A 24,138-nucleotide genomic window follows, 5' to 3' on the forward strand; every position below is an offset into this window, starting at 1 on the left:
GGGCTACGCACGCATGCGGGTGATTCGGATCACCCCGGTCAGGGCGCGCAGTTTCTTGATCACGCGTGCCAGGTGCACACGGTCGTGCACGCTGACCACCAGTTGGACCACGCTGATGCGACCATCGCGTTCATCCATGCTGATTTTCTCGATATTGCCGTCGGCGGCGTTGACGCTGCTGGCCAGCAGCGCGATCAGGCCGCGCTGGTGCTCAAGCTCGACGCGCAGCTCGACGTTGAATTCGCCGGTGACATCCTTGGCCCAGGACAGCTGGATGCATTTTTCCGGGTTGTGGCGGATTTCGCTGATGTTGCGGCAGTTTTCCAGGTGCACCACCATGCCTTTGCCCGCCGACAGGTGACCGACAATCGGGTCGCCCGGGATCGGCGTGCAGCATTTGGCGTAGCTCAACACCAGGCCTTCGGTGCCGCGAATGGCCAGCGGGCCTTCCGGGCTTGGCAGTTGCTCGCCTTCGGTGGACAGCAGGCGGCGGGCCACTACGTAGGCCATGCGGTTGCCCAGGCCGATGTCTTCGAGCAGGTCTTCGATCAGCTCCAGGCGGTATTCGCCGAGCATGGCCTGGATGCGCTCCTGGGGGATCTTGTCCAGGGCGCTGTCGAAGCCGTTGAGAACCTTGTTCAGCAGGCGTTCGCCGAGGCTGATGGATTCCGAGCGGCGCTGCAGTTTGAGCGCATGGCGGATGTGCGTACGGGCCTTGCCGGTCACCACGAAGTTGAGCCAGGCCGGGTTCGGTCGCGCCCCCGGGGCGCTGACGATCTCGACCGTCGAGCCGCTCTGCAGCGGTTCGGACAGCGGCGCCAGGCGGCGGTTGATGCGGCAGGCAATGCAGCTGTTGCCGACGTCGGTGTGCACCGCGTAGGCGAAGTCGACCGCCGTGGAGCCTTTGGGCAGCTCCATGATCCGGCCCTTGGGCGTGAACACATAGACCTCGTCCGGGAACAGGTCGATCTTCACGCTCTCGATGAATTCAAGGGAGTTGCCCGCGCGTTGCTGCATTTCCAGCACGCCTTTGACCCATTGGCGCGCCCGGGCATGGGTGCCCTTGGGCTGCTCGTCGTCACTGGACTTGTACAGCCAGTGGGCGGCGATGCCGTTGTTGGCCATCTCTTCCATTTCGCGGGTGCGGATCTGGATCTCGATCGGGACCCCGTGCATGCCGAACAGCGTGGTATGCAGCGACTGGTAGCCGTTGGCCTTGGGGATCGCGATGTAATCCTTGAAGCGCCCCGGCAGCGGCTTGTACAGGTTGTGCACGGCGCCCAGCACGCGGTAGCAGGTGTCGACCTTGTCGACGATGATGCGGAACGCGTAGACGTCCATGATCTCGTTGAAGGCCCGGCGTTTGCCGCGCATCTTCTTGTAGATGCCATAGAGGTGCTTCTGCCGGCCGCTGACTTCGCCTTCGATACCGTCGACCGCCAGGCAGTGGGCCAGCGACTCTTCGATCTTGTTGACGATTTCCTTGCGGTTGCCGCGGGCGCGCTTGACCGCCTGGTAGATGCGCGCCGAGCGCATCGGGTGCATGGCCTTGAAGCCGAGGTCTTCGAACTCTACGCGCACACTGTGCATGCCCAGGCGGTTGGCGATGGGGGCGTAGATTTCCAGGGTTTCTTTGGCGATGCGCCGGCGCTTTTCGCCGGACAGCACTTCGAGGGTGCGCATGTTGTGCAGGCGGTCGGCCAGCTTGACCAGGATCACACGGATATCCCGGGCCATGGCCATGGCCATTTTCTGGAAGTTTTCCGCCTGGGCTTCGGCCTTGGTCTCGAAGTTCATCTGGGTCAGCTTGCTGACGCCGTCGACCAGTTCGGCCACGGTTTCGCCAAATTGCGAGCTGAGTGCTTCCTTGGCGATGCCGGTGTCTTCGATCACGTCATGAAGCATGGCGGCCATCAGGCTCTGATGGTCCATGTGCATGTCGGCAAGGATGCTTGCCACCGCCAGCGGGTGCGTGACGTAGGCTTCGCCGCTGCGACGGCGCTGGCCGTCGTGGGCTTGTTCGGCGTAGAAATACGCCCGGCGCACCAGGTTGACCTGGTCGGCGCCGAGGTAGGTCGACAAGCGATCGGCGAGGGCGTCTATGCTCGGCATGGGATGACCTCTTGCCAAGGGACGATGACCGGTGCCGTACTACGTCGACCAGGCATGGGCTTAGACCGCCTCGTTGGTCTCGTCACCCTCGCCGAACGCGAACATTGGCTCAACTTGAGTCTGGATCGACTCTGCAGCCATGAACTCATCAGTGCAGATGCCTTCAGCGATTTCGCGCAGGGCCATGACGGTAGGTTTGTCGTTTTCCCATGGCAGCTTCGGCTCTTTGCCGCCGGTGGCCAGTTGACGGGCACGTTTGGTGGAGAGCATGACCAGCTCAAAACGGTTAGCCACGTGTTCTAGGCAGTCTTCAACGGTTACGCGGGCCATGGTCTTCCTCAAGTAGCAAATGCGGAGTTCAGCCCGAAAGGGCGAGCGGACTCGATAGTTTAAAAAATCACCAGCCTTTAGGGAAGCGCTGATTTCATTTCGAGTCCTTGATACCTCGACGATACCTACTTGCAGGGCTCTAGCACAACTGTCTTGTATGCGTGCTCAATTCAATAGCATCGCGCGGCAAGCCCGCTCCTACAGAGGTTCTGTGGCAGCGGGCTTGCCCCGCGAGGACGATTTCACTGGCGACCCAAGGCATCGCGCAGGCGCGGGGTCAATTCGTCGAACAGCGTCTGCACTGAACGCAAGGCGCGGCAATCGGGGCGGGTCAGCAGCCAGACTTCGGTGTCGCAGCCGGGCAGGGCAGCGCTCAGCGATTCGACGCCGGGCAGGGTATGGGCCATGTAGTCTGGCAGGGCCGCCACGCCCATGCCGGCGGTTACCAGCTGGGCAATCGCCGAGATGCTGCTGCAACGGTAGCGCGGCATGACCCCGGGCAGGTGTTCGCTGCGCCAGACCACGGTGGGGTGGTCCTGCATGGTGTCGTCCGGGGCTATCCACGGCAGCGCCGCCGGCGCGTCCTTGAGCTTGTCGCGAAACTCTTCGCGGCCGCACACCACATAGGACGCCGATCCCAGGCAGCGCCCGACCAGGTGCTCCGGCGGGGTGTTGGTCAGGCGCAGCGCCAGGTCGGCATCGCGCCGGCTGAGGTTGGCAAAGGTGTTGGAGGTCGCCAGCTCCAGCGACAGCGCCGGATACGCCGGCATGAACTCGGCCAGCGCTGGCAGCAACAGGCTGTGCAGCACGGCGTCGGTGCAGGTCAGGCGCACCGTGCCGCTGACCACCTGCTCACCGAGTTCCAGCGCCACCCGCGCGGCATCCAGTGCCTGCTCGGCGCGTTCGGCCTGCTCGGCCAGGGCCTGGGCGGTACCGGTGGGGATGTAGCCTTTGCGGCTTTTGACGAACAACGCGGTACCCAGGGCGGCTTCCATGCGCCGGATCGAACGAAAAACAGTCGATACATCGACCTTCAGCAGCTCGGCGGCCTTGGCCAGGGAGCGGCCGCGGACCAGTGCAAGCACCAGGGAAAGGTCGGCGTGGCTGATCTGATATTGCATGGATGCACTCTTTACTTGCCTAAATGCCAATGTCTGTTGCGTGGGGGCCATTCTATAGTGAGGCGGCAGTCGTGAATCAAGTCGCGACGTTGTCAGAAAAATCTGGAACGTCCGTGCGAACCCACGGCGTTCAGCTGTTCCCCACGATGGGACCACTTAAAAAGAACAAATGAAACCATCGCCGCTCTCGATAGCGCAGTAGTACCTCCTCCATGTCGTTCGATAAAAAATCAAAGGATGCCTAGCCATGACGTCGGTCTCCCCGTGCGCCATCCCTCTCGATGAGATGGGCGAATTTCTCCAGGCCCACCCTGAGGTGCAATTTGTCGATCTGCTGATTGCAGACATGAACGGCGTGGTGCGTGGCAAGCGCATCGAGCGTGCAAGCCTGGTTAAAGTCTACGAAAAAGGCATCAACCTGCCGGCTTCGCTGTTTGCCCTGGACATCAACGGCTCGACCGTCGAAAGCACCGGCCTGGGCCTGGACATCGGCGATGCCGACCGCATCTGCTTCCCGATCCCCGGTACCTTGGCCTACGAGCCGTGGCAGAAGCGTCCGACCGCGCAATTGCTGATGACCATGCACGAACTGGACGGTACGCCATTCTTCGCCGACCCGCGGGAAGTGCTGCGCAGCGTGGTGGAGAAGTTCGATGCGCTGGGCCTGGATATTTGCGCAGCGTTTGAGCTTGAGTTCTACCTGATCGACCAGGACAACCTCAACGGCCGCCCGCAACCGCCGCGTTCGCCGATCTCCGGCAAGCGCCCGCAGTCGACCCAGGTGTACCTGATCGACGATCTCGACGAATACGTCGATTGCCTGCAGGACATGCTTGAAGCCGCCAAGGAGCAGGGCATCCCGGCGGATGCGATCGTCAAGGAAAGCGCCCCGGCGCAGTTCGAGGTCAACCTGCACCACGTTGCCGACCCGATGAAGGCCTGCGACTACGCGGTGTTGCTCAAGCGCCTGATCAAGAACATCGCCTACGACCATGAAATGGACTCCACTTTCATGGCCAAGCCCTATCCGGGCCAGGCCGGTAACGGCCTGCACGTGCATATCTCGTTGCTGGACAAGAAAACCGGCAAGAACATCTTCACCAGCGAAGACCCCGAGCAAAGCGAAACCCTGCGCCACGCCATTGGTGGCGTGCTTGAGACCATGCCGGCGTCGATGGCCTTCCTGTGCCCGAACATCAACTCCTACCGGCGTTTCGGTGCCCAGTTCTACGTGCCCAACGCGCCGAGCTGGGGGCTGGACAACCGCACCGTAGCGGTCCGCGTGCCGACCGGCAGCAGCGATGCCGTGCGTATCGAGCACCGGGTTGCCGGCGCCGATGCCAACCCGTACCTGATGATGGCGGCCATTCTCGCCGGCATCCACCACGGCCTGACCAACCAGATCGAGCCGGGAGCGCCTATCGAGGGCAACTCCTACGAGCAGTTGGAGCAGAGCCTGCCGAACAACCTGCGCGATGCGCTGCGTGAGCTCGATGACAGTGAAGTGCTGAACAAGTACATCAGCCCCGACTACATCGATATTTTTGTCGCCTGCAAGGAAAGCGAGATGGCCGAGTTCGAGGTGTCGATTTCCGACCTCGAATACAACTGGTACCTGCACACGGTGTGACGCCGGAGAAAACAACAATGACAACAGCACCACGCCAACACTGGGAACAGCTTTTCCAGGGCCTGAACATCGAAGGCCGCGCCTTTATCGACGGCCAGTACTGCGCCAGTGTGTCCGGTGAGACTTTCGAGTGTTCAAGCCCGGTCGACGGCCGCCAGCTGGCGCAGATCGCCAGCTGTGACAGCGCCGATGCCGAACGCGCCGTCGCTGCGGCCCGGCGCAGTTTCGACAGTGGCGTCTGGGCCAACCAGGCGCCGGCCCAGCGCAAGCGGGTGCTGATTGCTTTTGCAGATTTGCTTCTGGCCAATGCCGAAGAACTGGCATTGCTCGAGACCCTGGACATGGGCAAGCCGATTGCCGATGCCCTGAGCATCGACATTCCGGCGGCGGCCAACGCCATCCGCTGGAACGCTGAAGCCATCGACAAGATTTACGATGAAGTTGCTGCGACCCCGTCCGACCAGCTGGGTTTGGTCACCCGCTCGCCGGTCGGCGTGGTCGCGGCCATTGTTCCGTGGAACTTTCCACTGATGATGGCCTGCTGGAAACTCGGCCCGGCCCTGGCCACCGGTAACTCGGTGATCCTCAAGCCGTCCGAAAAATCGCCGCTGACCGCCATTCGTATCGCTCAACTGGCGATCGAAGCCGGTTTGCCGGCGGGTGTCCTCAACGTGCTGCCAGGTTACGGCCACACCGTCGGCAAGGCCCTGGCCCTGCACATGGACGTCGATACCCTGGTGTTCACCGGTTCCACCCGCATCGCCAAGCAGCTGATGGTCTACGCCGGCGAGTCGAACATGAAGCGCGTCTGGCTCGAAGCCGGTGGCAAGAGCCCGAATATCGTCTTCGCCGACGCCCCGGACCTGCAGGCCGCCGCCGAAGCTGCGGCCAGCGCTATCGCCTTCAACCAGGGCGAAGTGTGCATTGCCGGTTCGCGCCTGTTGGTTGAACGCTCGATCAAGGACCAGTTCCTGCCGATGGTGGTCGAGGCCCTCAAGGCCTGGAAGCCTGGCCATGCGCTGGACCCGGACACCCGCGTCGGCGCCCTGGTCGACACCACCCAACTGGACACCGTGCTCGGTTACATCGAAGCCGGCAAGGCTGACGGTGCCACCCTGGTCACCGGTGGCGAGCGGGTGCTGGAAGACACCTGCGGTGTTTACGTGCAGCCAGCGATCTTCGATGGCGTGACCAATGCCATGCGTATCGCCCGCGAAGAAATCTTCGGCCCGGTGCTGTCGGTGATCACCTTCGATAGCGCCGAACAAGCCATCGACATTGCCAACGATTCGCCCTTCGGCCTGGCGGCGGCGGTGTGGACCAGCAACATTTCCCGTGCCCACAACACCGCTCGCGCCCTGCGTGCTGGCAGTGTCTGGGTCAACCAGTACGACGGCGGCGACATGACCGCACCGTTTGGCGGCTTCAAGCAGTCGGGTAATGGCCGGGACAAATCGTTGCACGCTTTCGACAAATACACCGAACTCAAGGCGACCTGGATCAAGCTGTAAGGGAGGGTGAACCCATGCAAACTACCGCAGCAATGCCGCCTTTGATTGGCGTTTCCGCTTGCCGCCAGCAACTGGGCAAGAACTCGTCGCACACCGTGGGCGACAAATATGTCGAGGCCGCAGGCTTTGCCGGGATCCCCCTGATCCTCCCGGCCAGGGCCGAGCCCAGCGACCCGCGCCGCGTACTGGAGCGGCTCGATGGCATTCTTTTTACCGGTTCGCCTTCAAATGTCGAGCCGCATCATTACAATGGCGCCCCCAGCGTGGAAGGGACCCAGCACGACGTGTTTCGCGATCGACTGACCCTGCCGCTGCTGCAGGCGGCGATTGCCGACGGCGTGCCGGTGTTCTGCATCTGCCGTGGTTTCCAGGAACTCAACGTGGCCCTCGGTGGCACCCTGCACCAGCGGGTGCAGGAACTGCCGGGTTACCTGGATCATCGCGAGCCGCAGGACGCCCCGCTGGAAGAACAGTACAGCCCCCGTCACCTGGTCACTGTCCAGCCCGGCGGGTTGTTCGAACGCCTGGGGATGGAGCACAGCTTCATGGTCAATTCGCTGCACAGCCAGGGTATCGATCGCCTGGCTGGCGGCTTGCGCGCCGAGGCATTGGCCCCCGACGGGCTGATCGAAGCGGTGTCGATGCAAGACGCCCCAGGCTTTGTGGTCGGCGTGCAATGGCACCCCGAGTACCGTTTTGCCGACAACCCGGTCTCGCTGCGCCTGTTCCAGGCGTTTCGTGAGGCATGCCTGACCCGTGCCATGGGCGAGCGGATCCGGGAGAAGATCCTATGAGGTCAGCCGGTTGATCCGGGCTTGAAGTACCACGCAACAGGTTTCAATGAGTGAAAGCGGACACCCCGCGGGGCGTCCTGAAAAACAATACCAATATTGGCGGCAACTACTCATGAGTGAACACAAAGCAGGCCTGTCCCCAGGTGAGGGCGGGCGATCCAAGGGGCTGGCCAAGGGCCGGCTCGGACTGCTGGCCAGCATCGTGCTGGGCATTTCCACCATCGCTCCGGTCTACACCCTGACTGGTGCGTTGGGCCCGACCGTGCGTGAAGTCGGGGCTCATCTGCCGGCGGTATTCATCGTTGGCTTCCTGCCGATGCTGCTGGTGGCCCTGGGTTACCGCGAACTGAATGCGGCCGAGCCTGACAGCGGTACTTCCTTTACCTGGTCGGCACGGGCGTTCGGCCCGATGATCGGCTGGATTGGCGGCTGGGGGCTGGTTACCGCAACCACCATCGTGCTGTCCAACCTGGCCGGGGTGGCCGTCGACTTCTTCTATCTATTCCTTGGGCAGATCACCGGCAGCCACGAGGTGGCTGCGCTCAGCGACAACCTGTTGATCAATGTCGTCACCTGTTGCGTGTTCATCGCCATGGCGGTGTGGATCTGCTGTCGCGGCATCGCCACGACCATGACCGTGCAGTACGGCCTGGTGGCCTTGCAACTGGTGGTGCTGGTGGGCTTTGCCATGGCTGCGTTTGGCGAGTCGTCGGCGACGCCACCGTTGGCGTTCGACCTGGACTGGTTCAACCCCTTCGGCGTTGAGTCGTTCTCGGCCTTTACCGCCGGCCTGTCGCTGTCGATTTTCATTTTCTGGGGCTGGGACGTGTGCCTGAGCATCAGTGAAGAATCGGTCGGCAGCGGTGATACCCCTGGCCGTGCGGCGACCCTGACGGTGCTGCTGATTCTTGGCCTGTACCTGGTCACAGCAATCGCTACCCTGCAATTCGCCGGTATCGGTGACATTGGCCTGGGCCTGAACAACCCGCGCATCCAGGAAAACGTCTTCGCTCACCTGGCCGGCCCGGTCATGGGGCCGCTGGCTATCCTGATGTCGATCGCGGTGCTGGCCAGCACTGCCGCCTCGCTGCAGTCCACTTTCGTATCGCCGGCGCGCACGTTGCTGGCCATGGGTTACTACGGCGCTGTGCCCGAGCGTTTCGCCAGCATCTGCCCGCGCTCGAAAACCCCGCGCTACGCCACCATCTGCGCCGGCATGGCGGCAGGTGTGTTCTACGTGACCATGCGTACCTTGAGCGAAAACGTCCTGGCAGACACCATCACCGCCCTGGGCATGATGATCTGCTTCTACTATTCGCTGACTGCCTATGCTTGCGTCTGGTACTTCCGCCACAGCCTGTTCGACAGCGTGCGGCATTTCCTGATGCGCGGCCTGTGCCCGCTGCTTGGCGGTGGCATCCTTTCGGTGATTTTCCTGCAGACAGCCATCGACAGCGCTTCGCCGTCGTTCGGCAGCGGTTCGCATGTGGGCGGGTTGGGCCTGGTGTTCGTGATCGCAATGATCATCACCGTACTCGGCCTGGTGCTGATGATGCTGTCGCGTCTGCGTGCGCCGGCGTTCTTCCTGGGCATGACCCTGCATCGTCACGCCACGGTCTCCAGCCGCCGCTAAGCGGCTGGAGCGGCAGGTTGCTCAGGCAAGCAATTGCTTGAGCAACTGGCCATGACGCTGCTGCTGGTTGGCTTGCAGCAGGCGATTGGCGCGGAACACCGCCTTGAGGTCTTCCAGTGCCGTGGCGAAGTCATCGTTGATGATGACAAAGTCATACTCGTCGTAGTGACTCATCTCGCTCACTGCTTCACGCATCCGTCCTTCGATGATCTCGTCGCTGTCCTGGCCGCGGTTGGTCAGGCGCTGGCGCAGGGCTTCCTGGGTCGGCGGCAGGATGAAGATCGAGCGCGCCTCGGGCATCAGCGTGCGCACCTGCTGGGCGCCTTGCCAGTCGATCTCGAGGATCAGGTCCTGGCCCTGGTCGAGCGCCTGTTGCAGCGCGCTGCGCGAAGTCCCGTAGAAGTTACCGAAGACCTCGGCCTGCTCGAGGAAGTCGCCTTGCTCGATCATCAGCTTGAACTCGGTGTGCTCGACGAAGTGATAGTTCACGCCGTGCACTTCGCCCGGGCGCATGGCCCGGGTGGTGTGTGAGACCGACACCTGGATGCTGTTGTCAGCATCGATCAGGGCTTTGACCAGGCTGGTCTTGCCGGCGCCGGAGGGGGCCGAAACGATGTAAAGGGTGCCGCTGCTGTGATTCATGGTCGGGGTGGCCTTACTCAATGTTCTGTACTTGTTCACGCATCTGCTCGATCAGTACCTTGAGGTTGACCGCGGACTGGGTGCTGCGTGGGTCGAAGGCTTTGGAGCCCAGGGTATTGGCTTCGCGGTTGAGCTCCTGCATCAGGAAGTCCAGGCGCCGGCCGGCGGCACCGCCGGACTTGAGCACGCGGCGCACTTCGGTGACGTGGGTGCTCAAGCGGTCGAGTTCTTCGGCGACGTCGCTCTTTTGCGCGAGCATGACCATCTCTTGCTCCAGGCGCTGCGGGTCGAGCTCGGCCTGCATGTCGCTGAAGCGGTCGAGGATCTTCTGCCGTTGCGCCGCGAGCATCTGCGGCACCAGGGCGCGCAAGGTGGTGACCTCGCTGGCCATGTTGTCCAGGCGCTCGTTGATCAGTCGCGCGAGTTCTGCGCCTTCGCGGTTGCGGCCGTTCTTCAGCTCGTTCAGGGCCTCTTCGAACAGGGCCATGGCCTCGCTGTTGAGCGCCTGCGGGTCGGCGGCATCGGCCACCAGCACGCCGGGCCAGGCCAGAACCTCGAGCGGGTTGAGCGGCGCCGGCTGCTTGATCAGGCTGGCGACTGTCTCGGCGGCGGCAACCAGTTGCGCGGCGCGCTCGCGATCAACCTGCAGGGCCTTGCCGTTGTTTTCTTCGTTGAAGCGCAGGGTGCATTCGACCTTGCCGCGCGACAGGCCCTGGCGCAGGCTTTCGCGCACGGCGCCCTCGAGGTCGCGGAAGGCTTCTGGCAGGCGCAGGTGCGGCTCCAGGTAACGATGATTGACTGAGCGCAGTTCCCAGATCAGGGTGCCCTGGCTACCGGCGCGCTCGACGCGAGCAAAAGCGGTCATGCTGTGCACCATGGGAAGTACCTCGCGCAAAAGATGAAGGAAAGCCAAGCGGCTGAAGGCGCAGGATTGTAGCGCAGTGCGGCGCTGGCTCCCAATCAACTGATGTTACAAACCCTCACGCGGTTCCCGGAAAAACCCGACCTGCGGCCCTGGGCCGTCTGTTTCGGGGCCTGCGACAATAGGCGTGTCCTCATCGCCCGGCGCGCTCTATAATGCTGGGCAGATTCAAGTCCAGTACAGGTATCCCAAATGAAACGTCCAAGTGGTCGCGCTGCCGATCAGCTCCGCTCGATCCGCATCACCCGCAACTACACCAAACACGCCGAGGGGTCAGTACTGGTCGAGTTCGGTGACACCAAAGTCATCTGTACCGTCAGTGTCGAGAACGGTGTCCCGCGCTTCCTCAAAGGCCAGGGCCAGGGCTGGCTGACGGCCGAATACGGCATGCTGCCGCGTTCTACCGGCGAGCGTAACCAGCGCGAAGCCAGCCGTGGCAAGCAAGGCGGTCGCACCCTCGAAATCCAGCGCCTGATTGGCCGCTCCCTGCGCGCTGCGCTGGACATGAGCAAGCTGGGCGACATCACCCTGTACGTCGACTGCGACGTGATTCAGGCCGACGGCGGCACCCGCACCGCTTCGATCACCGGCGCCATGGTTGCCTTGGTTGATGCCCTGCGCGTGGTCAAGAAGCGCGGCGGCCTGAAGGGCGGTGACCCGCTCAAGCACATGATCGCAGCCGTCTCGGTAGGCATGTACCAGGGTGAGCCGGTGCTCGATCTGGACTACCTCGAAGACTCGGCCGCCGAGACCGACCTGAACGTGGTGATGACCAGCGCAGGCGGCTTCATCGAAGTACAAGGCACTGCCGAAGGCGCGCCATTCCAGCCGCAAGAGCTCAACGCCATGTTGGCACTGGCGCAAAAAGGCATGGTTGACCTGTTCGAACTGCAGCAGGCCTCGCTGGCTGACTGATACACCCAAGCCCAGGAGCAGAGCATGACCGAGCAGCCCTTGCAGTTGCCCACTCCCAACGCCGAAGTCCGGCAATGGGCGATGTTCTGTCACCTGGCTGCCTTGCTCGGCCTGGTCTTCCCCTTCGGTAGCCTGTTGGGGCCGCTGGCGATGTGGATCTGGAAAAAGGACGTCGACCCGTTCGTCGATGCCCAGGGCAAGGAGGCACTGAACTTCCAGATCACAGTATTCATCGCCGGAATCATCTGTGGGCTGCTGATGTTTGTCCTGATCGGCATCGTGCTGTTTGGCATGCTGATGATCGCCGTGCTGATCCTGACCATCATTGCCGGGGTCAAGGCCAACGAAGGCCAGCCCTATCGCTACCCGCTGACCTGGCGGCCGATCAAATAATGATCTGATAAAAGCTGAAGCCACAAAAAAACCGACATGAAGTCGGTTTTTTTGTGGCTGCACGACTTAGATGGTCAGCGTCCAGTCGTAATCCACGATCAGCGGCGCGTGCTGGGAGAAGCGCGGCTGGCGTGGCAGGCGTGCGCTGCGAACAAAGCGGCGCAGGCCCGGGGTCAGCAACTGGTAGTCGAAGCGCCAGCCCAGGTTGAGCATCTCGGCCTGCTCGTTGTCTGGCCACCAGCTGTACTGGTCGCCTTCACGGCTGACTTCGCGCAGGGCATCGACATAGCCCATGTTGCCGACAATCTCGTCCATCCAGGCGCGTTCCGGCGCCAGGAAGCCTGGAGACTGCTGGCCATCGCGCCAGTTCTTGACGTCGAGCTTCTGCTGCGCCACGTACAACGAGCCGCAATAGATGTACTCGCGACGCTTGCGCCGCTGCTTGTCCAGGTACTTGGCGAAGTCGTCCATCAACTTGAACTTCTGGTTCAAGTCTTCATCGCCGTTCATTCCCGAAGGTAGCAACAGGGTTGCAATACTTACCTTGTCGAAATCGGCCTGCAGGTAACGTCCGTAGCGGTCGGCTGTCTCGAAGCCCAGGCCGCTGATGACTGCCTTGGGCTGCAACCGCGAATAAAGTGCCACGCCGCCTTGGGCGGGAACTTCTGCGTCGCAGGCATAAAGGAAGTAGCCATCGAGCTGGAAAGCTGGGTCGTCGAGTTCAAAGGCCGAGGCGCGGGTATCCTGAAGGCAGATGACGTCAGCATTCTGGGCTTGTAGCCAGCTGAGCAAACCACGCTCAACGGCAGCCTGAATGCCATTAACGTTCACACTGATGATCCGCATAAATGGCCCCAAAAATCTCGTGCGTGTATGATACCCGAGCTGTACTCAATTAGCTAAATCCGTGGTATCCGGGACTCTTCATGCAGCCGTATCAGCGCGACTTCATTCGTTTTGCCATCGACCGCGGGGTTCTGCGCTTCGGTGAGTTCACCCTCAAGTCCGGGCGCACCAGCCCGTACTTCTTCAACGCCGGCCTGTTCAACAGCGGTTCGGCCCTGGCTCAGCTCGGGCGTTTCTATGCTGCGGCAATCGTCGACAGCAAGATCCCGTTCGACGTGCTGTTCGGCCCGGCCTACAAGGGTATCCCCCTGGCGGCAGCCACTGCCGTGGCCCTGGCCGAGCACCATGACCTCGACCTGCCGTGGTGCTTCAACCGCAAAGAGGCCAAGGCCCACGGTGAAGGCGGCAGCCTGGTCGGCGCACCGCTGACCGGCGATGTGCTGATCATCGACGACGTGATCACTGCCGGTACCGCCATCCGCGAAGTCATGCAGATCATCCAGGGCCAGCAAGCCAAGGCTGCTGGCGTGTTGATCGCACTGAACCGCCAGGAGCGCGGCAACGGCGAGCTGTCGGCGATCCAGGAAGTGGAGCGCGACTTCGGCATTCCGGTGGTGAGCATCGTCTCGCTGACCCAGGTGCTGGAGTTCCTCGCCGACGACCCGGCGCTCAAGCAGCACTTGCCGGCCGTCGAGGCCTACCGGGCTCAGTACGGTATCTGAGGCAAACAAAAAGGCGACCCGAGGGTCGCCTTTTTTGTGCCTTAGCGCGGCTTGTGGTTGGTAATCAGGGTGCCTACGCCGCTGTCGGTGAAGATCTCCAGCAGTACCGCGTTCGGCACCCGGCCATCGATGATGTGCGAGCTGTTGACCCCGCCTTGCACCGCTTCAAGGGCGCAGCGGATTTTCGGCAGCATGCCGCCGTAAATGGTGCCGTCGGCGATCAGTTCGTTGACCTGCTCGGTGGTCAGGCCGGTGAGCACGGTGCCTTGCTTGTCCATCAGGCCGGCGATGTTGGTCAGCAGCATCAGCTTTTCAGCTTTCAGTGCTTCGGCAACCTTACCGGCCACCAGGTCGGCGTTGATGTTGTACGACTCGCCGTTGGCGCCCACGCCGATCGGCGCGATCACCGGAATGAAGTCACCTTTGACCAGCATGTTGAGCAGGTCGGTGTTCACCCCGACCACTTCGCCCACATGACCGATGTCGATGATTTCCGGGGTGGTCATCTCTGGCGTCTGGCGGCTGACGGTGAGCTTCTTCGCGCGAATCAGCTCGGCATCCTTGCCGGTCAGGCCGATGGCGCTGCCGCCATGACGGTTGATCAGGTTGACGATGTCCTTGTTGACCTGGCCGCCGAGGACCATCTCCACCACGTCCATGGTTTGCGCGTCGGTAACGCGCATGCCGTCGATGAAGTGGCTTTCGATCGACAGGCGCTTGAGCAGGTCACCGATCTGCGGGCCGCCACCGTGCACGACCACCGGGTTGATGCCGACCGCTTTCATCAGCACCACGTCGCGGGCAAAACCGGTTTTGAGCTCTTCGCTCTCCATCGCGTTGCCGCCGTATTTGATCACCAGGGTCTTGCCGACAAAGCGGCGGATATAAGGCAGCGCTTCGGACAAAACCTGGGCGACATGGGTGGCGGCATCGCGATCGAGGGTCATGCAGGGCTCCAGTTGGAACAGATAGTCGGTCAGAACTCGGGTTGCAGGTCAGGGGCAACGCGCTTTAGCTGGGCGCGGAATACCTCTTGGATACGCTGCAGTTCGGCGTCAGTGTCGGCCTCGAAGCGCAATACCAGCACCGGCGTGGTGTTGGAGGCGCGAACCAGGCCCCAGCCTTGTGGGTAGTCGACCCGCACACCATCGATGGTGGTCAGGTTGGCGTCGTTGCCCCAGTCGGCGTTGCGTTGCAGTGCATCAATGATGCTGAATTTACCCTCGTCGGTCACATCAATGTTGATTTCCGGCGTGGAAATATCGTTCGGGAACGCCGCGAACAGCTGTTCGGCATCGGTTTTGGCCTTGCTGAGGATCTCCAGCAGGCGCGCGGCACTGTAAATACCATCGTCAAAACCGTACCAGCGTTCCTTGATGAAAATATGGCCGCTCATTTCACCGGCGAGCAGGGCGCCGGTCTGTTTCATCTTCTTCTTGATCAACGAGTGACCGGTTTTCCACATTAGCGCGCGGCCGCCGTACTGCTCGATCAGCGGGGTCAGGCGGCGGGTGCATTTGACGTCGAAGATGATCTCGGCGCCCGGATTGCGCTCCAGCACGTCCTGGGCGAACAGCATCAGCAGGCGGTCGGGGTAGACGATGTTGCCGGTGTTGGTGACCACGCCGACGCGGTCGCCATCGCCATCGAAGGCCAGGCCCAGGTCGGCGCCGGTTTCCTTGACCTTGGCGATCAGGTCGACCAGGTTCTCAGGCTTGCCCGGGTCCGGGTGGTGGTTGGGGAAGTTGCCATCGACCTCGCAGAACAGCGGGATCATTTCGCAGCCCAGGGCTTCGATCAGCTGCGGGGCAATCACGCCAGCCGCACCGTTGCCGCAGTCCACCACCACCTTGAGCTTCTTCGCCAGCTTGATATCGCCGGCGATCTGTTTGAAATAGCGCTCGAGGATTTCGACTTTCTCGACGCTGCCTTCGCCGCGGCTCAGGTCGTTGGTTTGCAGGCGGATCAACAGAGCCTGGATCTGCTCGTTGGCCAGGGTGTCGCCGGCGATGACGATCTTGAAGCCGTTGTAGTTCGGCGGGTTGTGGCTGCCGGTGAGCATCACTCCGGACTTGCCGGCCAGTACGTTGGCGGCGTAGTAGAGGGCTGGGGTCGGCACCAGGCCGACGTCACTGACCTTGCAGCCGGCTTCGACCAGGCCCTTGATCAGTTGCTCGACCAGCATTGGCCCCGACAGGCGCCCGTCGCGGCCGACCGAGATGTTCGGCTCACCCTGGGCCAGCGTCTGGGCGCCGATGGCGCGGCCGATCCAATAAGCGGTTTCGGCGGTCAGGGTGTCACCGACCACGCCACGGATATCGTAGGCGCGGAAGATGCTGGCGGGAAGGTTCGGGGTCACTCGTTCCATGCTGGTCACCTGGGAAACTCCAATCTAAAAGGGTTGCTGAGAGCGTCAGCGGCAGCCACTGCGCGAGTCAATATGTCCGCCTTTGACGGCATTTTCGCGACAGAGTTCGCCGGTAAAGTCTGTTCTGTCTACATTCAGCTGATGTTTACGGCCCCATTCTGGGAGCGTCTGGCGGTTAACCAAAAGCCGCCGAACAGGCCGGACAACGCTAGAAAGGCGGCGAGCAGCAGCCAGGGGTTGAACCTGTATGCCGAGGCGTTCTCGATCAAGGGGCCGGGCTGAAACCCCAAGGCCCAGGTGGCGTTGGCAGTGCCCAACTGGTGCAATGCCGGCGCCTGGCTGTGGCCGTGGTTGAAAAGCTCGATGGGTGGGTCGTTGAATACCAATTGTGTCAGTCGCATCTGACCAATCGTACCCGCATCGCGCTGCAGTGGGTCAGTGAAGCGTGAGAGCGCGAATGTGAGCACCAGAATGGCCTGTACGGGGGCGTCAGCAGACTCACACAGTGCGGTGACGCTGAAAACCCGTTGCTGTCCAGCCTCAGGATAGGCTTCAAGGGCAGGTGGAACGCCGCGCTCGGCGCGCCGGACCATGTCGAGCACGGGCTCGCTCATGGGTGGGCTCGAGGCGGCCTGTCCAGGTTTGAGCAACTGTGCCGCCACCAGGCCGTCGAGGTGGGCGAATGCGCCAAGCAGCTTTTTTGGGTCAGGTGATTGAACCAATGCCAGTACCGCCGGGCTTCTCGCCAGGGCGTTCACTTCGTTGCTGACGGCAATGATCGAGGCGTCCAGGCGCGATACGAGTGCACCGGCCTGGGCGTAAGCCAGGTTGTTGCGGTGCTCACGCTGGCCAGTCAGTACTGCGGTGAACCAAGTCAGTAGTACGCCCGCAAGCAGGCCAGCCAGGGCTATCAATAGCCCCGGCAGCACCTGCTGGAAGCGCCTCAATGGCTACCGGAATGACCGAAGCCGCCAGCGCCACGCTGGCTTTCGTCGAAGGTTTCGACGATATCGAAGTGCGCCTGTACCACGGGTACCAGCACCAGCTGCGCAATGCGCTCGCCGATGGCGATGGTGAATGGGGTCTGGCCGCGGTTCCAGCACGAGACCATCAGCTCGCCTTGGTAGTCGGAGTCGATCAGGCCGACCAGGTTGCCGAGGACGATGCCATGTTTATGGCCAAGGCCCGAGCGCGGCAGGATCAGCGCCGCCAGGCCCGGATCGCCGATGTACACCGACAGGCCGGTAGGGATCAGCAGGGTCTGGCCTGGCTCGAGGACGGTGTCTTGCTTGAGCATGGCGCGCAGGTCAAGGCCGGCCGAACCCGGGGTGGCGTACTGCGGCAGCGGGAACTCGCTGCCGATGCGTGGATCGAGAATCTTGGCTTGTAGAGCGTGCATGCGAAATTAAACCTGGTTGAGACGTTCGGCAATGAAGGCTACCAGCTGGCGGGCGATCTTGCCCTTGCTGGTCTGCGCGAAAACTGTTGCGTGAAGTTGACGGTCGATGACGCTGCAGGCGTTCTCCTCGCTGTTGAAGCCGATGCTGGGGTTGGCCACATCGTTGGCGACAATCAGGTCGAGGTTCTTGTCCTTGAGCTTGCGCGCGGCGTAATCGAGCAAGTGTTCGGTCTCGGCGGCAAAGCCGACGCTGAACGGGCGGTCAGGACGGGTGGAGATGCTGGCAAGAATGTCCGGGTTGCGGACCATCTGCAGCAGCAGGCCGTCACCTGTCGTAGGGTCTTTCTTGAGTTTTTGCGGGGCTACCACTTCTGGGCGGTAGTCTGCGACTGCTGCCGAGGCGATGAACACATCGCAGGGGATGGCGGCTTCACAGGCGGCAAGCATGTCGCGGGCGCTGACCACGTCGATGCGGGTGACGCGGTCGGGTGTCGGCAGATTCACCGGGCCGGTCACCAGGGTCACCTTGGCGCCAGCTTCCACGGCGGCTTCAGCCAGGGCAAAGCCCATTTTCCCCGAGCTGTGGTTGGTGATGTAGCGCACCGGGTCGATGTTTTCCTGGGTCGGGCCGGCAGTGATCAACACGTGCTTGCCGGTCAGCGACTCGCGCTTGAAAGTCTCGGCGGCGCACCAGGCCAGGTCGGTGGCTTCGAGCATGCGGCCCAGGCCGACGTCGCCACAGGCCTGGCTGCCGGAAGCCGGGCCGAACACCTGGATATTGCGGCTTTGCAGCAGCTCAAGGTTGGCCTGGGTGGCCGGGTCGCGCCACATTGCCTGGTTCATCGCCGGGGCCACGGCCACGGTGGCATCGGTAGCCAGCACCAGGGTGGTCAGCAGGTCATCGGCGACACCCTGGGCCAGGCGCGCGAGCAGGTCGGCGGTGGCTGGGGCAATCAGTACCAGGTCGGCCCACTTGGCCAGCTCGATATGGCCCATCGCCGCTTCGGCAGCAGGGTCCAATAGGTCCATGTGCACCGGGTGGCCGGACAGGGCCTGCATGGTCAGCGGGGTGATGAATTCGGCCCCGCCACGGGTCATGACGACGCGCACTTGGGCGCCGTGTTCCAGGAGTCGGCGAACCAGCTCGGCACTCTTGTAGGCGGCAATGCCGCCGCCGACGCCGAGAACGATGCGCTTCCGATACAGCCGCTGCATAGGCTTGCCTTTTGCTCAGTGATTGCACGCGGCGACGACGCCTCCCCAGGCCGGTTCGTCGCGTAAAAATGAGCGGCTAATGTAGCACAGGGCTCAAACCGGGAGCAGTAACCGAAAGACAGAGGGAATTGTCATGAGTATCAGGGATTGGCCTGCGGCGGAGCGCCCGCGGGAAAAACTGCTGGAGTCGGGGGCGGGTAACCTGTCGGATGCCGAGCTGCTGGCGATTTTTTTGCGCACCGGGGTGCGTGGGCGTAGCGCGGTCGACCTGGCCAGGCATCTGCTCGGGCGCTTCGGCAGCCTGCGCGGGCTGCTGGAGGCAGACAGCCGCAGCTTCAATGGCGAGCTCGGCCTGGGCCCGGCAAAGTTCGCCCAGTTGCAGGCCGTGCTGGAAATGTCCCGGCGCCACCTGGCCGAGGGCCTGCGGCGCGATTCAGCCCTGCAGAGCCCGCAGGCGGTCAAGGACTACCTCAAGGCGCGCCTGCGCCACGAGCCGCATGAGGTCTTCGGTTGCCTGTTTCTCGACAGCAAGCACCGGGTGCTGGCCTTCGAGGCGCTGTTCCAGGGCTCGATCAACAGCGCCAGCGTCTATCCGCGGCAGGTGATCAAGCGCGCCCTGGCCCATAACGCCGCGGCGTTGATCCTCTGCCACAACCATCCTTCAGGCGTGAGCGAGCCCAGCGATGCCGACCTGGTCCTGACCCGGCGCCTGACCAAAGCGCTGGACATGATCGAAGTGCGCGTGCTCGACCACTTCGTCATCGGCGACGGCGAGCCACTGTCGATGGCCGAGCACGGCTGGCTCTAGCGCGAGGTGCTGACCCCGGCGAAGTCCTGACGACCGAACGGGCTGACCTGGTAACCCTGGACATCCTTGCGCGCCAGTACGGCGGCGGTCGGGTGGGCCAGGGGCAGCCACAAGGCCTGCTGCTGAATCAGCGTCTGCGCCTGTTGGTACAGACGGCTGCGCACGCTCTGGTCATTGGTGGTCTTGCCGGCGCTGATCAACTGGTCGAGGCGCTGATCGCAGTAACGGGCGAAGTTGGTCCCGGACTTGACCGCCGCGCAGGAAAACTGCGGGCTGAGGAAGTTGTCCGGATCGCCGTTGTCACCGGCCCAGCCCATGAACAGCAGGTCGTGCTCGCCAGCCTTGGCCCGGCGGATCAGCTCGCCCCATTCGATCACGCGGATTTCAGCCTTGATGCCGATCTTGCCCAGGTCGGCCTGCAGCAATTGCGCGCCGAGGCTGGGGTTGGGGTTGAGCAGGCTGCCTTGCGGGCGGGTCCAGATGGTGGTGCTGAAGCCGTCCTTGAGGCCGGCCTTGGCCAGCAGGGCGCGGGCCTTGTCGAGGTTGGCCGGATAGCCTGGCAGGTCCTTGGCGTAGCTCCAGGTGTTGGGCGGATACGGGCCATTGGCGGCGACGGCGGTGCCTTCGAACACGGCCTTGAGGTAGCTGGCCTTGTCGAAGGCGAGGTTGATGGCCTGGCGTACTTCCGGCTTGTCCAGCGGTGCGTGCTGGCTATTGATGGCGACGAAAGCGGTCATGAAGGCTTCGGTCTTTTCCACCTTGAGGGTCGGATCCTCGCTGGCCGCGGCGATATCCAGCGGTTTCGGCGACAGGGCGATCTGGCACTCATTGCGCTTGAGTTTTTGCAGGCGCACGTTGGCATCGGGGGTGATGGCGAAGATCAGCGGGTCGACGCCCGGCTTGCCGGCAAAGTAGTCCGGGTTGGCGCGGTAGCGGATCACCGCGTCCTTCTGGAAACGATTGAACACAAACGGCCCGGTGCCGATCGGCTGGCTGTTGAGCTTCTCCGGGGTGCCGGCCTTGAGCAACTGGTCGGCATACTCGGCAGAATAGATCGAGGCAAAGCCCATGCTCAGGGTGGCCAGGAACGTGGCGTCGGGATGGTCGAGGGTAAAGCGCACGGTCAGCGGGTCGACGGCCTCGATCTGCTTGATCAGGCTGGGTAGCTGCAGCGACTGGGCGTGCGGATAGCCGCTCTGGGCGATCTTGTGCCAGGAATGGGCGGGGTAGAGCATGCGCTGAAAACTGAACAGCACGTCGTCGGCATCCAGCGTGCGCCCGGGCTTGAAGTAGCCGGTGCTATGGAACTTTACCCCCGGGCGCAACTTGAACTCATAGATCAGACCGTCTGGCGAAACCGTCCAGCTTTCGGCCAGGCTCGGCACCACCTGGCCCTGGCGCGCATCGAACTCGACCAGGCGGTTCATCAGTACGTCGGCCGAGGCATTGGTGGTGGTCAGCGAGTTGTACTGGACCACGTCGAAGCCTTCGGGGCTGGCTTCGGTGCACACACTCAGCGCAGCCGCCTGGGCGAAAGCCGGGCCGAGCAAGGTGGCGAACAACAGGGGTAGAGCGGCAGCACGCATGGGGATTCCTTGGCTGATCGATGGCCCATCTGCCAGTGCAGTCTGGAAAAGTCCTACCCTAGTGTGCCGTGAGACAAATGACCATATCCTTTTTTGCCGATCGAGCGACGGGCGGTCGACAGCCGGCCGGGCCAGTGGTTATGCTGGTCCGGCGTGTCGAACAGCAAGTCAAAGCACATCTTCTGTTGTTGTGCTCTGGTCTTTCTGGTATAAAGCAGCGCTCTTTTCTAGGGGCTCGGCTTGTCGCATCTGCTGACCGAGTCGATAAGACCCTGAAGAAACACGGCGCCTGGCGCCAAAGACTGAGAGATTAAGCGGCCAACCCATGCCGGGTTGGGCATGTGGTTTTAGAGGGCTGAGGCATGTCGAGAGTCTGTCAAGTTACCGGTAAGGGTCCGGTAACCGGGAATAACATTTCCCACGCAAACAACAAAACCCGTCGTCGTTTCCTGCCGAACCTGCAGCATCATCGCTTCTGGGTCGAGTCCGAGAAGCGTTTCGTGCGTCTGCGCGTATCTGCCAAAGGCATGCGTATCATCGACAAGCGCGGCATTGATGCCGTTCTGGTCGACATTCGCCGTAACGGCGCTAAGGTCTAAGGGAGAGAATCATGCGTGAATTGATCCGTCTGGTGTCGACCGCTAATACCGGCCACTTCTACACCACCGACAAGAACAAGCGCACCACTCCGGACAAAATCGAAATCAAAAAATTCGATCCGGTTGTTCGCAAGCACGTGATCTACAAGGAAGCCAAGATCAAGTAATTGATCCGGCTGACGAAAAAAGGGCCCGTATCTCAGGATACGGGCCCTTTTTTTATGCCGCTTTGAAATTAGCTGAAATGAAACGACTGGATGATGCCTTCGTCGTTAGCAATTACCTGGATACGGCTCGGGTCGTACTCGCGGGTGGAGAACTCACCCGCACCGACCACGTGAGCGCGGCCGGTCAGTTCGCTGATGTAGGCCTTGGCACTAGGTACATAGCGGGTGCCGACAAGGTGATTGATGTGTTGCAGGGCTTCTTCGTTGGTCATGGCGTTGCTTCCTTTCATTGAGTACATACCCAATTGGGCAGCGCCATGCTCCGTCGGTCAGGTCCAGCCCGAGTGGTAGTTATTTACTTCTGCTCGAACATCACATAGATCTTGCGGCACGGCTCCAGCACTTCCCAGGTGCCCTTGAAGCCCGCCGGGATCACGAAGCGGTCGCCCGCGCGCAGGGTTTTTGCCCCGCCTGCCTCGTCGCGAAGCACCGAGACGCCTTGAACGATCTCGCAATACTCGTGTTCGGTGTAATTGACGGTCCACTGACCGACTTCGCCTTCCCAGACGCCGGCGGCGAATTGTCCGCAAGGGCTGGCATAGTGGTTATAGACGGCTTGATCCGGTTCGCCCTTGAGTATCTTTTCCGCGGCAGGACGGTAGCGTTCAGCCTCGGTCAGCACTTGGGCGAAGTCGATGATCTGGTCAATGCGCATGATCGGGTCCCCTTTTTGTTGTTTAATAAAATGAACATCAGTAGGTGTTTGGTGTGATTATGTCAAATATATTGAAAATTAGGGCGCCGGTGGTTTAGGGTGGCAGGTGCCTGTGCGCCTGTGTCGCCCAGCCAGAATTTTCGACAGTGCCCCCAAGCCCTCGCGCGGCACTGCACCTTAACAAGAGGAGGAGTTTCGTATGACCACCCTGACTCGTGCGGACTGGGAACAGCGTGCCCAGCAACTGAAGATCGAAGGCCGTGCTTTCATCAATGGTGAATACACCGCTGCCGTTTCCGGCGCCACGTTCGAGTGCCTCAGCCCGGTCGACGGACGCCTCCTGGCGCAGATCGCCAGCTGTGACGAGGCCGACGCCAACCGCGCCGTTGAAAACGCCCGTGCCACCTTCGCCTCTGGCGTCTGGTCGCGCCTGGCCCCGGCCAAGCGTAAGGCCACCATGATTCGTTTCGCCGCGCTGCTCAAGCAGAACGTCGAAGAGCTGGCCCTGCTGGAAACCCTGGACATGGGCAAGCCGATCAGCGACTCGCTGAACATCGACGTGCCAGGCGCCGCCCAGGCCCTGAGCTGGAACGGCGAAGCGATCGACAAGATTTACGACGAAGTCGCCGCTACCCCGCACGACCAGCTCGGCCTGGTGACCCGCGAGCCGGTGGGCGTGGTTGCCGCCATCGTGCCGTGGAACTTCCCGCTGCTGATGGCCAGCTGGAAACTCGGCCCGGCCCTGGCCACCGGTAACTCGGTGGTGCTCAAGCCTTCGGAAAAATCACCGCTGACTGCCATCCGTATCGCCCAACTGGCGATCGAGGCCGGCATCCCGGCGGGCGTACTCAACGTGCTGCCAGGCTATGGCCACACCGTTGGCAAGGCCCTGGCCCTGCACATGGACGTCGATACCCTGGTGTTCACCGGTTCGACCAAGATCGCCAAGCAGCTGATGATTTACGCGGGTGAGTCGAACATGAAGCGCGTCTGGCTGGAAGCCGGCGGCAAGAGCCCGAACATCGTCTTCGCTGACGCCCCCGACCTCAACGCCGCCGCCGAGGCCGCCGCCAGCGCCATTGCCTTCAACCAGGGCGAAGTCTGCACCGCAGGTTCGCGCCTGCTGGTCGAGCGCTCGATCAAGGACAAGTTCCTGCCGCTGGTGCTCGAAGCACTCAAGGCCTGGAAGCCGGGCAACCCGCTTGACCCAGCTACCACCGTCGGTGCTCTGGTCGATACCCAGCAGATGAACACCGTGCTGTCCTACATTGACGCTGGCCACAGCGATGGTGCCAAGCTGCTGGTGGGCGGCAAGCGCATTCTCGAAGAAACCGGCGGCACCTATGTCGAACCGACCATCTTCGACGGCGTGACCAACGCCATGAAGATCGCCCAGGAAGAGATCTTCGGCCCGGTCCTGTCGGTGATCACCTTCGACACCACCATCGAGGCGATCAACATCGCCAACGACACCCCATACGGCCTGGCTGCCGGTGTGTGGACCGCCGACATCTCCAAGGCGCACCTGACCGCCAAGGCCCTGCGTGCCGGTAGCGTGTGGGTCAACCAGTACGATGGCGGCGACATGACCGCACCGTTCGGCGGCTTCAAGCAGTCGGGCAACGGCCGTGACAAGTCGCTGCACGCGCTGGACAAGTACACCGAGCTGAAGGCGACCTGGATCAAGCTGTAAATCCAGACGGACCTGTC

24 protein-coding genes and 1 pseudogene are annotated in these 24,138 nt (G+C 62.3%); 11 read left to right on the forward strand and 14 right to left on the reverse strand.

The annotated features are described in order from the left end of the window. Nucleotides 1-3 precede the first annotated feature (3 nt). The 3 genes from spoT to BLR26_RS03730 all read right to left on the reverse strand — a co-directional run bounded on the left by spoT (nucleotide 4) and on the right by BLR26_RS03730 (nucleotide 3,563). Complete coding sequence (gene spoT / locus BLR26_RS03720; protein ID WP_045199568.1) at nucleotides 4-2,112, reverse strand: bifunctional GTP diphosphokinase/guanosine-3',5'-bis pyrophosphate 3'-pyrophosphohydrolase; 2,109 nt, start codon at nucleotides 2,110-2,112, stop codon at nucleotides 4-6. A gap of 60 nt (nucleotides 2,113-2,172) precedes the next feature. Beyond that, nucleotides 2,173-2,442, reverse strand: a complete 270-nt coding sequence (gene rpoZ, locus BLR26_RS03725) for a DNA-directed RNA polymerase subunit omega (RefSeq protein WP_045199570.1) — start codon at nucleotides 2,440-2,442, stop codon at nucleotides 2,173-2,175. A 242-nt stretch (nucleotides 2,443-2,684) separates the two neighbouring features. Beyond that, nucleotides 2,685-3,563 (reverse strand): LysR family transcriptional regulator, encoded by an 879-nt coding sequence (locus BLR26_RS03730; protein ID WP_093378006.1) that lies wholly within the window; start codon nucleotides 3,561-3,563, stop codon nucleotides 2,685-2,687. Between the two features lie 247 nt (nucleotides 3,564-3,810). On the opposite strand from BLR26_RS03730, the gene BLR26_RS03735 reads away from it, so the two are divergent. The 4 genes from BLR26_RS03735 to BLR26_RS03750 all read left to right on the forward strand — a co-directional run bounded on the left by BLR26_RS03735 (nucleotide 3,811) and on the right by BLR26_RS03750 (nucleotide 9,131). Beyond that, entirely contained in the window at nucleotides 3,811-5,193 is a 1,383-nt protein-coding gene (locus tag BLR26_RS03735) for a glutamine synthetase family protein (RefSeq protein WP_045199574.1), read from the forward strand. 17 nt (nucleotides 5,194-5,210) lie between these two features. Further along, on the forward strand, nucleotides 5,211-6,704 hold the full coding sequence (locus BLR26_RS03740; RefSeq protein WP_045199576.1) for an aldehyde dehydrogenase: 1,494 nt from the start codon (nucleotides 5,211-5,213) through the stop codon (nucleotides 6,702-6,704). Nucleotides 6,705-6,718: 14 nt separating this feature from the next. After that, nucleotides 6,719-7,498 carry a gamma-glutamyl-gamma-aminobutyrate hydrolase family protein gene (locus BLR26_RS03745; protein WP_045199578.1) on the forward strand — a complete coding sequence of 260 codons (780 nt, stop codon included), beginning with the start codon at nucleotides 6,719-6,721 and terminating at the stop codon, nucleotides 7,496-7,498. A 112-nt stretch (nucleotides 7,499-7,610) separates the two neighbouring features. Next, on the forward strand, nucleotides 7,611-9,131 hold the full coding sequence (locus BLR26_RS03750) for an APC family permease (RefSeq protein ID WP_093378011.1): 1,521 nt from the start codon (nucleotides 7,611-7,613) through the stop codon (nucleotides 9,129-9,131). Nucleotides 9,132-9,152: 21 nt separating this feature from the next. On the opposite strand, the gene gmk is transcribed toward BLR26_RS03750, so the two are convergent. Then, nucleotides 9,153-9,773 carry a guanylate kinase gene (gene gmk / locus BLR26_RS03755; RefSeq protein WP_045199581.1) on the reverse strand — a complete coding sequence of 207 codons (621 nt, stop codon included), beginning with the start codon at nucleotides 9,771-9,773 and terminating at the stop codon, nucleotides 9,153-9,155. 13 nt (nucleotides 9,774-9,786) lie between these two features. Further along, nucleotides 9,787-10,650: a YicC/YloC family endoribonuclease gene (locus tag BLR26_RS03760; protein ID WP_045199583.1), complete on the reverse strand. Its 864-nt coding sequence runs from the start codon at nucleotides 10,648-10,650 to the stop codon at nucleotides 9,787-9,789. A 237-nt stretch (nucleotides 10,651-10,887) separates the two neighbouring features. Between BLR26_RS03760 and rph the strand changes: the two genes are divergently transcribed. Together rph and BLR26_RS03770 are read left to right on the forward strand one after the other, a co-directional pair. Continuing rightward, the gene (rph, locus tag BLR26_RS03765; RefSeq protein WP_045199585.1) at nucleotides 10,888-11,610 is read left to right on the forward strand and encodes a ribonuclease PH; all 723 of its coding nucleotides are present in this window, start codon (nucleotides 10,888-10,890) and stop codon (nucleotides 11,608-11,610) included. A gap of 24 nt (nucleotides 11,611-11,634) precedes the next feature. After that, nucleotides 11,635-12,003, forward strand: a complete 369-nt coding sequence (locus tag BLR26_RS03770) for a DUF4870 domain-containing protein (protein ID WP_093378015.1) — start codon at nucleotides 11,635-11,637, stop codon at nucleotides 12,001-12,003. Between the two features lie 66 nt (nucleotides 12,004-12,069). On the opposite strand, the gene BLR26_RS03775 is transcribed toward BLR26_RS03770, so the two are convergent. Continuing rightward, entirely contained in the window at nucleotides 12,070-12,849 is a 780-nt protein-coding gene (locus tag BLR26_RS03775; protein WP_010225880.1) for an exodeoxyribonuclease III, read from the reverse strand. 80 nt (nucleotides 12,850-12,929) lie between these two features. Between BLR26_RS03775 and pyrE the strand changes: the two genes are divergently transcribed. Next, complete coding sequence (gene pyrE / locus BLR26_RS03780; protein ID WP_010225878.1) at nucleotides 12,930-13,571, forward strand: orotate phosphoribosyltransferase; 642 nt, start codon at nucleotides 12,930-12,932, stop codon at nucleotides 13,569-13,571. Nucleotides 13,572-13,612: 41 nt separating this feature from the next. On the opposite strand, the gene argB is transcribed toward pyrE, so the two are convergent. The 5 genes and pseudogenes from argB to coaBC all read right to left on the reverse strand — a co-directional run bounded on the left by argB (nucleotide 13,613) and on the right by coaBC (nucleotide 18,553). Beyond that, a complete protein-coding gene (gene argB / locus BLR26_RS03785) occupies nucleotides 13,613-14,518 on the reverse strand; it encodes an acetylglutamate kinase (protein ID WP_045199591.1) in 906 nt (301 codons plus the stop codon). A 29-nt stretch (nucleotides 14,519-14,547) separates the two neighbouring features. Continuing rightward, nucleotides 14,548-15,924 (reverse strand): annotated as a pseudogene (locus BLR26_RS03790) (phosphomannomutase/phosphoglucomutase); the annotation flags it as partial. Between the two features lie 149 nt (nucleotides 15,925-16,073). Continuing rightward, on the reverse strand, nucleotides 16,074-16,886 hold the full coding sequence (locus BLR26_RS03795; protein WP_093378026.1) for a hypothetical protein: 813 nt from the start codon (nucleotides 16,884-16,886) through the stop codon (nucleotides 16,074-16,076). Beyond that, nucleotides 16,883-17,338: a dUTP diphosphatase gene (gene dut, locus BLR26_RS03800; protein ID WP_010225872.1), complete on the reverse strand. Its 456-nt coding sequence runs from the start codon at nucleotides 17,336-17,338 to the stop codon at nucleotides 16,883-16,885. Before dut ends, BLR26_RS03795 begins: the two co-directional genes overlap by 4 nt. A gap of 6 nt (nucleotides 17,339-17,344) precedes the next feature. Then, on the reverse strand, nucleotides 17,345-18,553 hold the full coding sequence (gene coaBC / locus BLR26_RS03805) for a bifunctional phosphopantothenoylcysteine decarboxylase/phosphopantothenate--cysteine ligase CoaBC (protein ID WP_045199598.1): 1,209 nt from the start codon (nucleotides 18,551-18,553) through the stop codon (nucleotides 17,345-17,347). A 133-nt stretch (nucleotides 18,554-18,686) separates the two neighbouring features. Between coaBC and radC the strand changes: the two genes are divergently transcribed. Further along, on the forward strand, nucleotides 18,687-19,361 hold the full coding sequence (radC, locus tag BLR26_RS03810) for a RadC family protein (RefSeq protein ID WP_010225870.1): 675 nt from the start codon (nucleotides 18,687-18,689) through the stop codon (nucleotides 19,359-19,361). Here radC and BLR26_RS03815 read toward each other — a convergent pair. Beyond that, nucleotides 19,358-20,947, reverse strand: coding sequence for an ABC transporter substrate-binding protein (locus BLR26_RS03815; RefSeq protein ID WP_093378032.1), 1,590 nt, complete (start codon nucleotides 20,945-20,947; stop codon nucleotides 19,358-19,360). The two genes, radC and BLR26_RS03815, sit on opposite strands and share 4 nt — an antisense overlap. A 362-nt stretch (nucleotides 20,948-21,309) precedes the next feature. On the opposite strand from BLR26_RS03815, the gene rpmB reads away from it, so the two are divergent. After that, entirely contained in the window at nucleotides 21,310-21,546 is a 237-nt protein-coding gene (gene rpmB / locus BLR26_RS03820; protein WP_010225868.1) for a 50S ribosomal protein L28, read from the forward strand. Nucleotides 21,547-21,557: 11 nt separating this feature from the next. Further along, on the forward strand, nucleotides 21,558-21,713 hold the full coding sequence (gene rpmG / locus BLR26_RS03825) for a 50S ribosomal protein L33 (RefSeq protein WP_010225867.1): 156 nt from the start codon (nucleotides 21,558-21,560) through the stop codon (nucleotides 21,711-21,713). Between the two features lie 68 nt (nucleotides 21,714-21,781). Here the strand turns inward: rpmG and BLR26_RS03830 are convergent, their stop codons facing one another. Together BLR26_RS03830 and BLR26_RS03835 are read right to left on the reverse strand one after the other, a co-directional pair. Beyond that, entirely contained in the window at nucleotides 21,782-21,985 is a 204-nt protein-coding gene (locus tag BLR26_RS03830) for a hypothetical protein (protein ID WP_093378037.1), read from the reverse strand. Nucleotides 21,986-22,068: 83 nt separating this feature from the next. Next, the gene (locus BLR26_RS03835; RefSeq protein WP_045199603.1) at nucleotides 22,069-22,428 is read right to left on the reverse strand and encodes a cupin domain-containing protein; all 360 of its coding nucleotides are present in this window, start codon (nucleotides 22,426-22,428) and stop codon (nucleotides 22,069-22,071) included. Between the two features lie 199 nt (nucleotides 22,429-22,627). Between BLR26_RS03835 and BLR26_RS03840 the strand changes: the two genes are divergently transcribed. Then, nucleotides 22,628-24,121 carry an aldehyde dehydrogenase gene (locus tag BLR26_RS03840; RefSeq protein WP_045199605.1) on the forward strand — a complete coding sequence of 498 codons (1,494 nt, stop codon included), beginning with the start codon at nucleotides 22,628-22,630 and terminating at the stop codon, nucleotides 24,119-24,121. Nucleotides 24,122-24,138: the final 17 nt, after the last annotated feature.

The organism is Pseudomonas sp. UC 17F4 (assembly GCF_900101695.1).
Lineage (GTDB): Bacteria > Pseudomonadota > Gammaproteobacteria > Pseudomonadales > Pseudomonadaceae > Aquipseudomonas.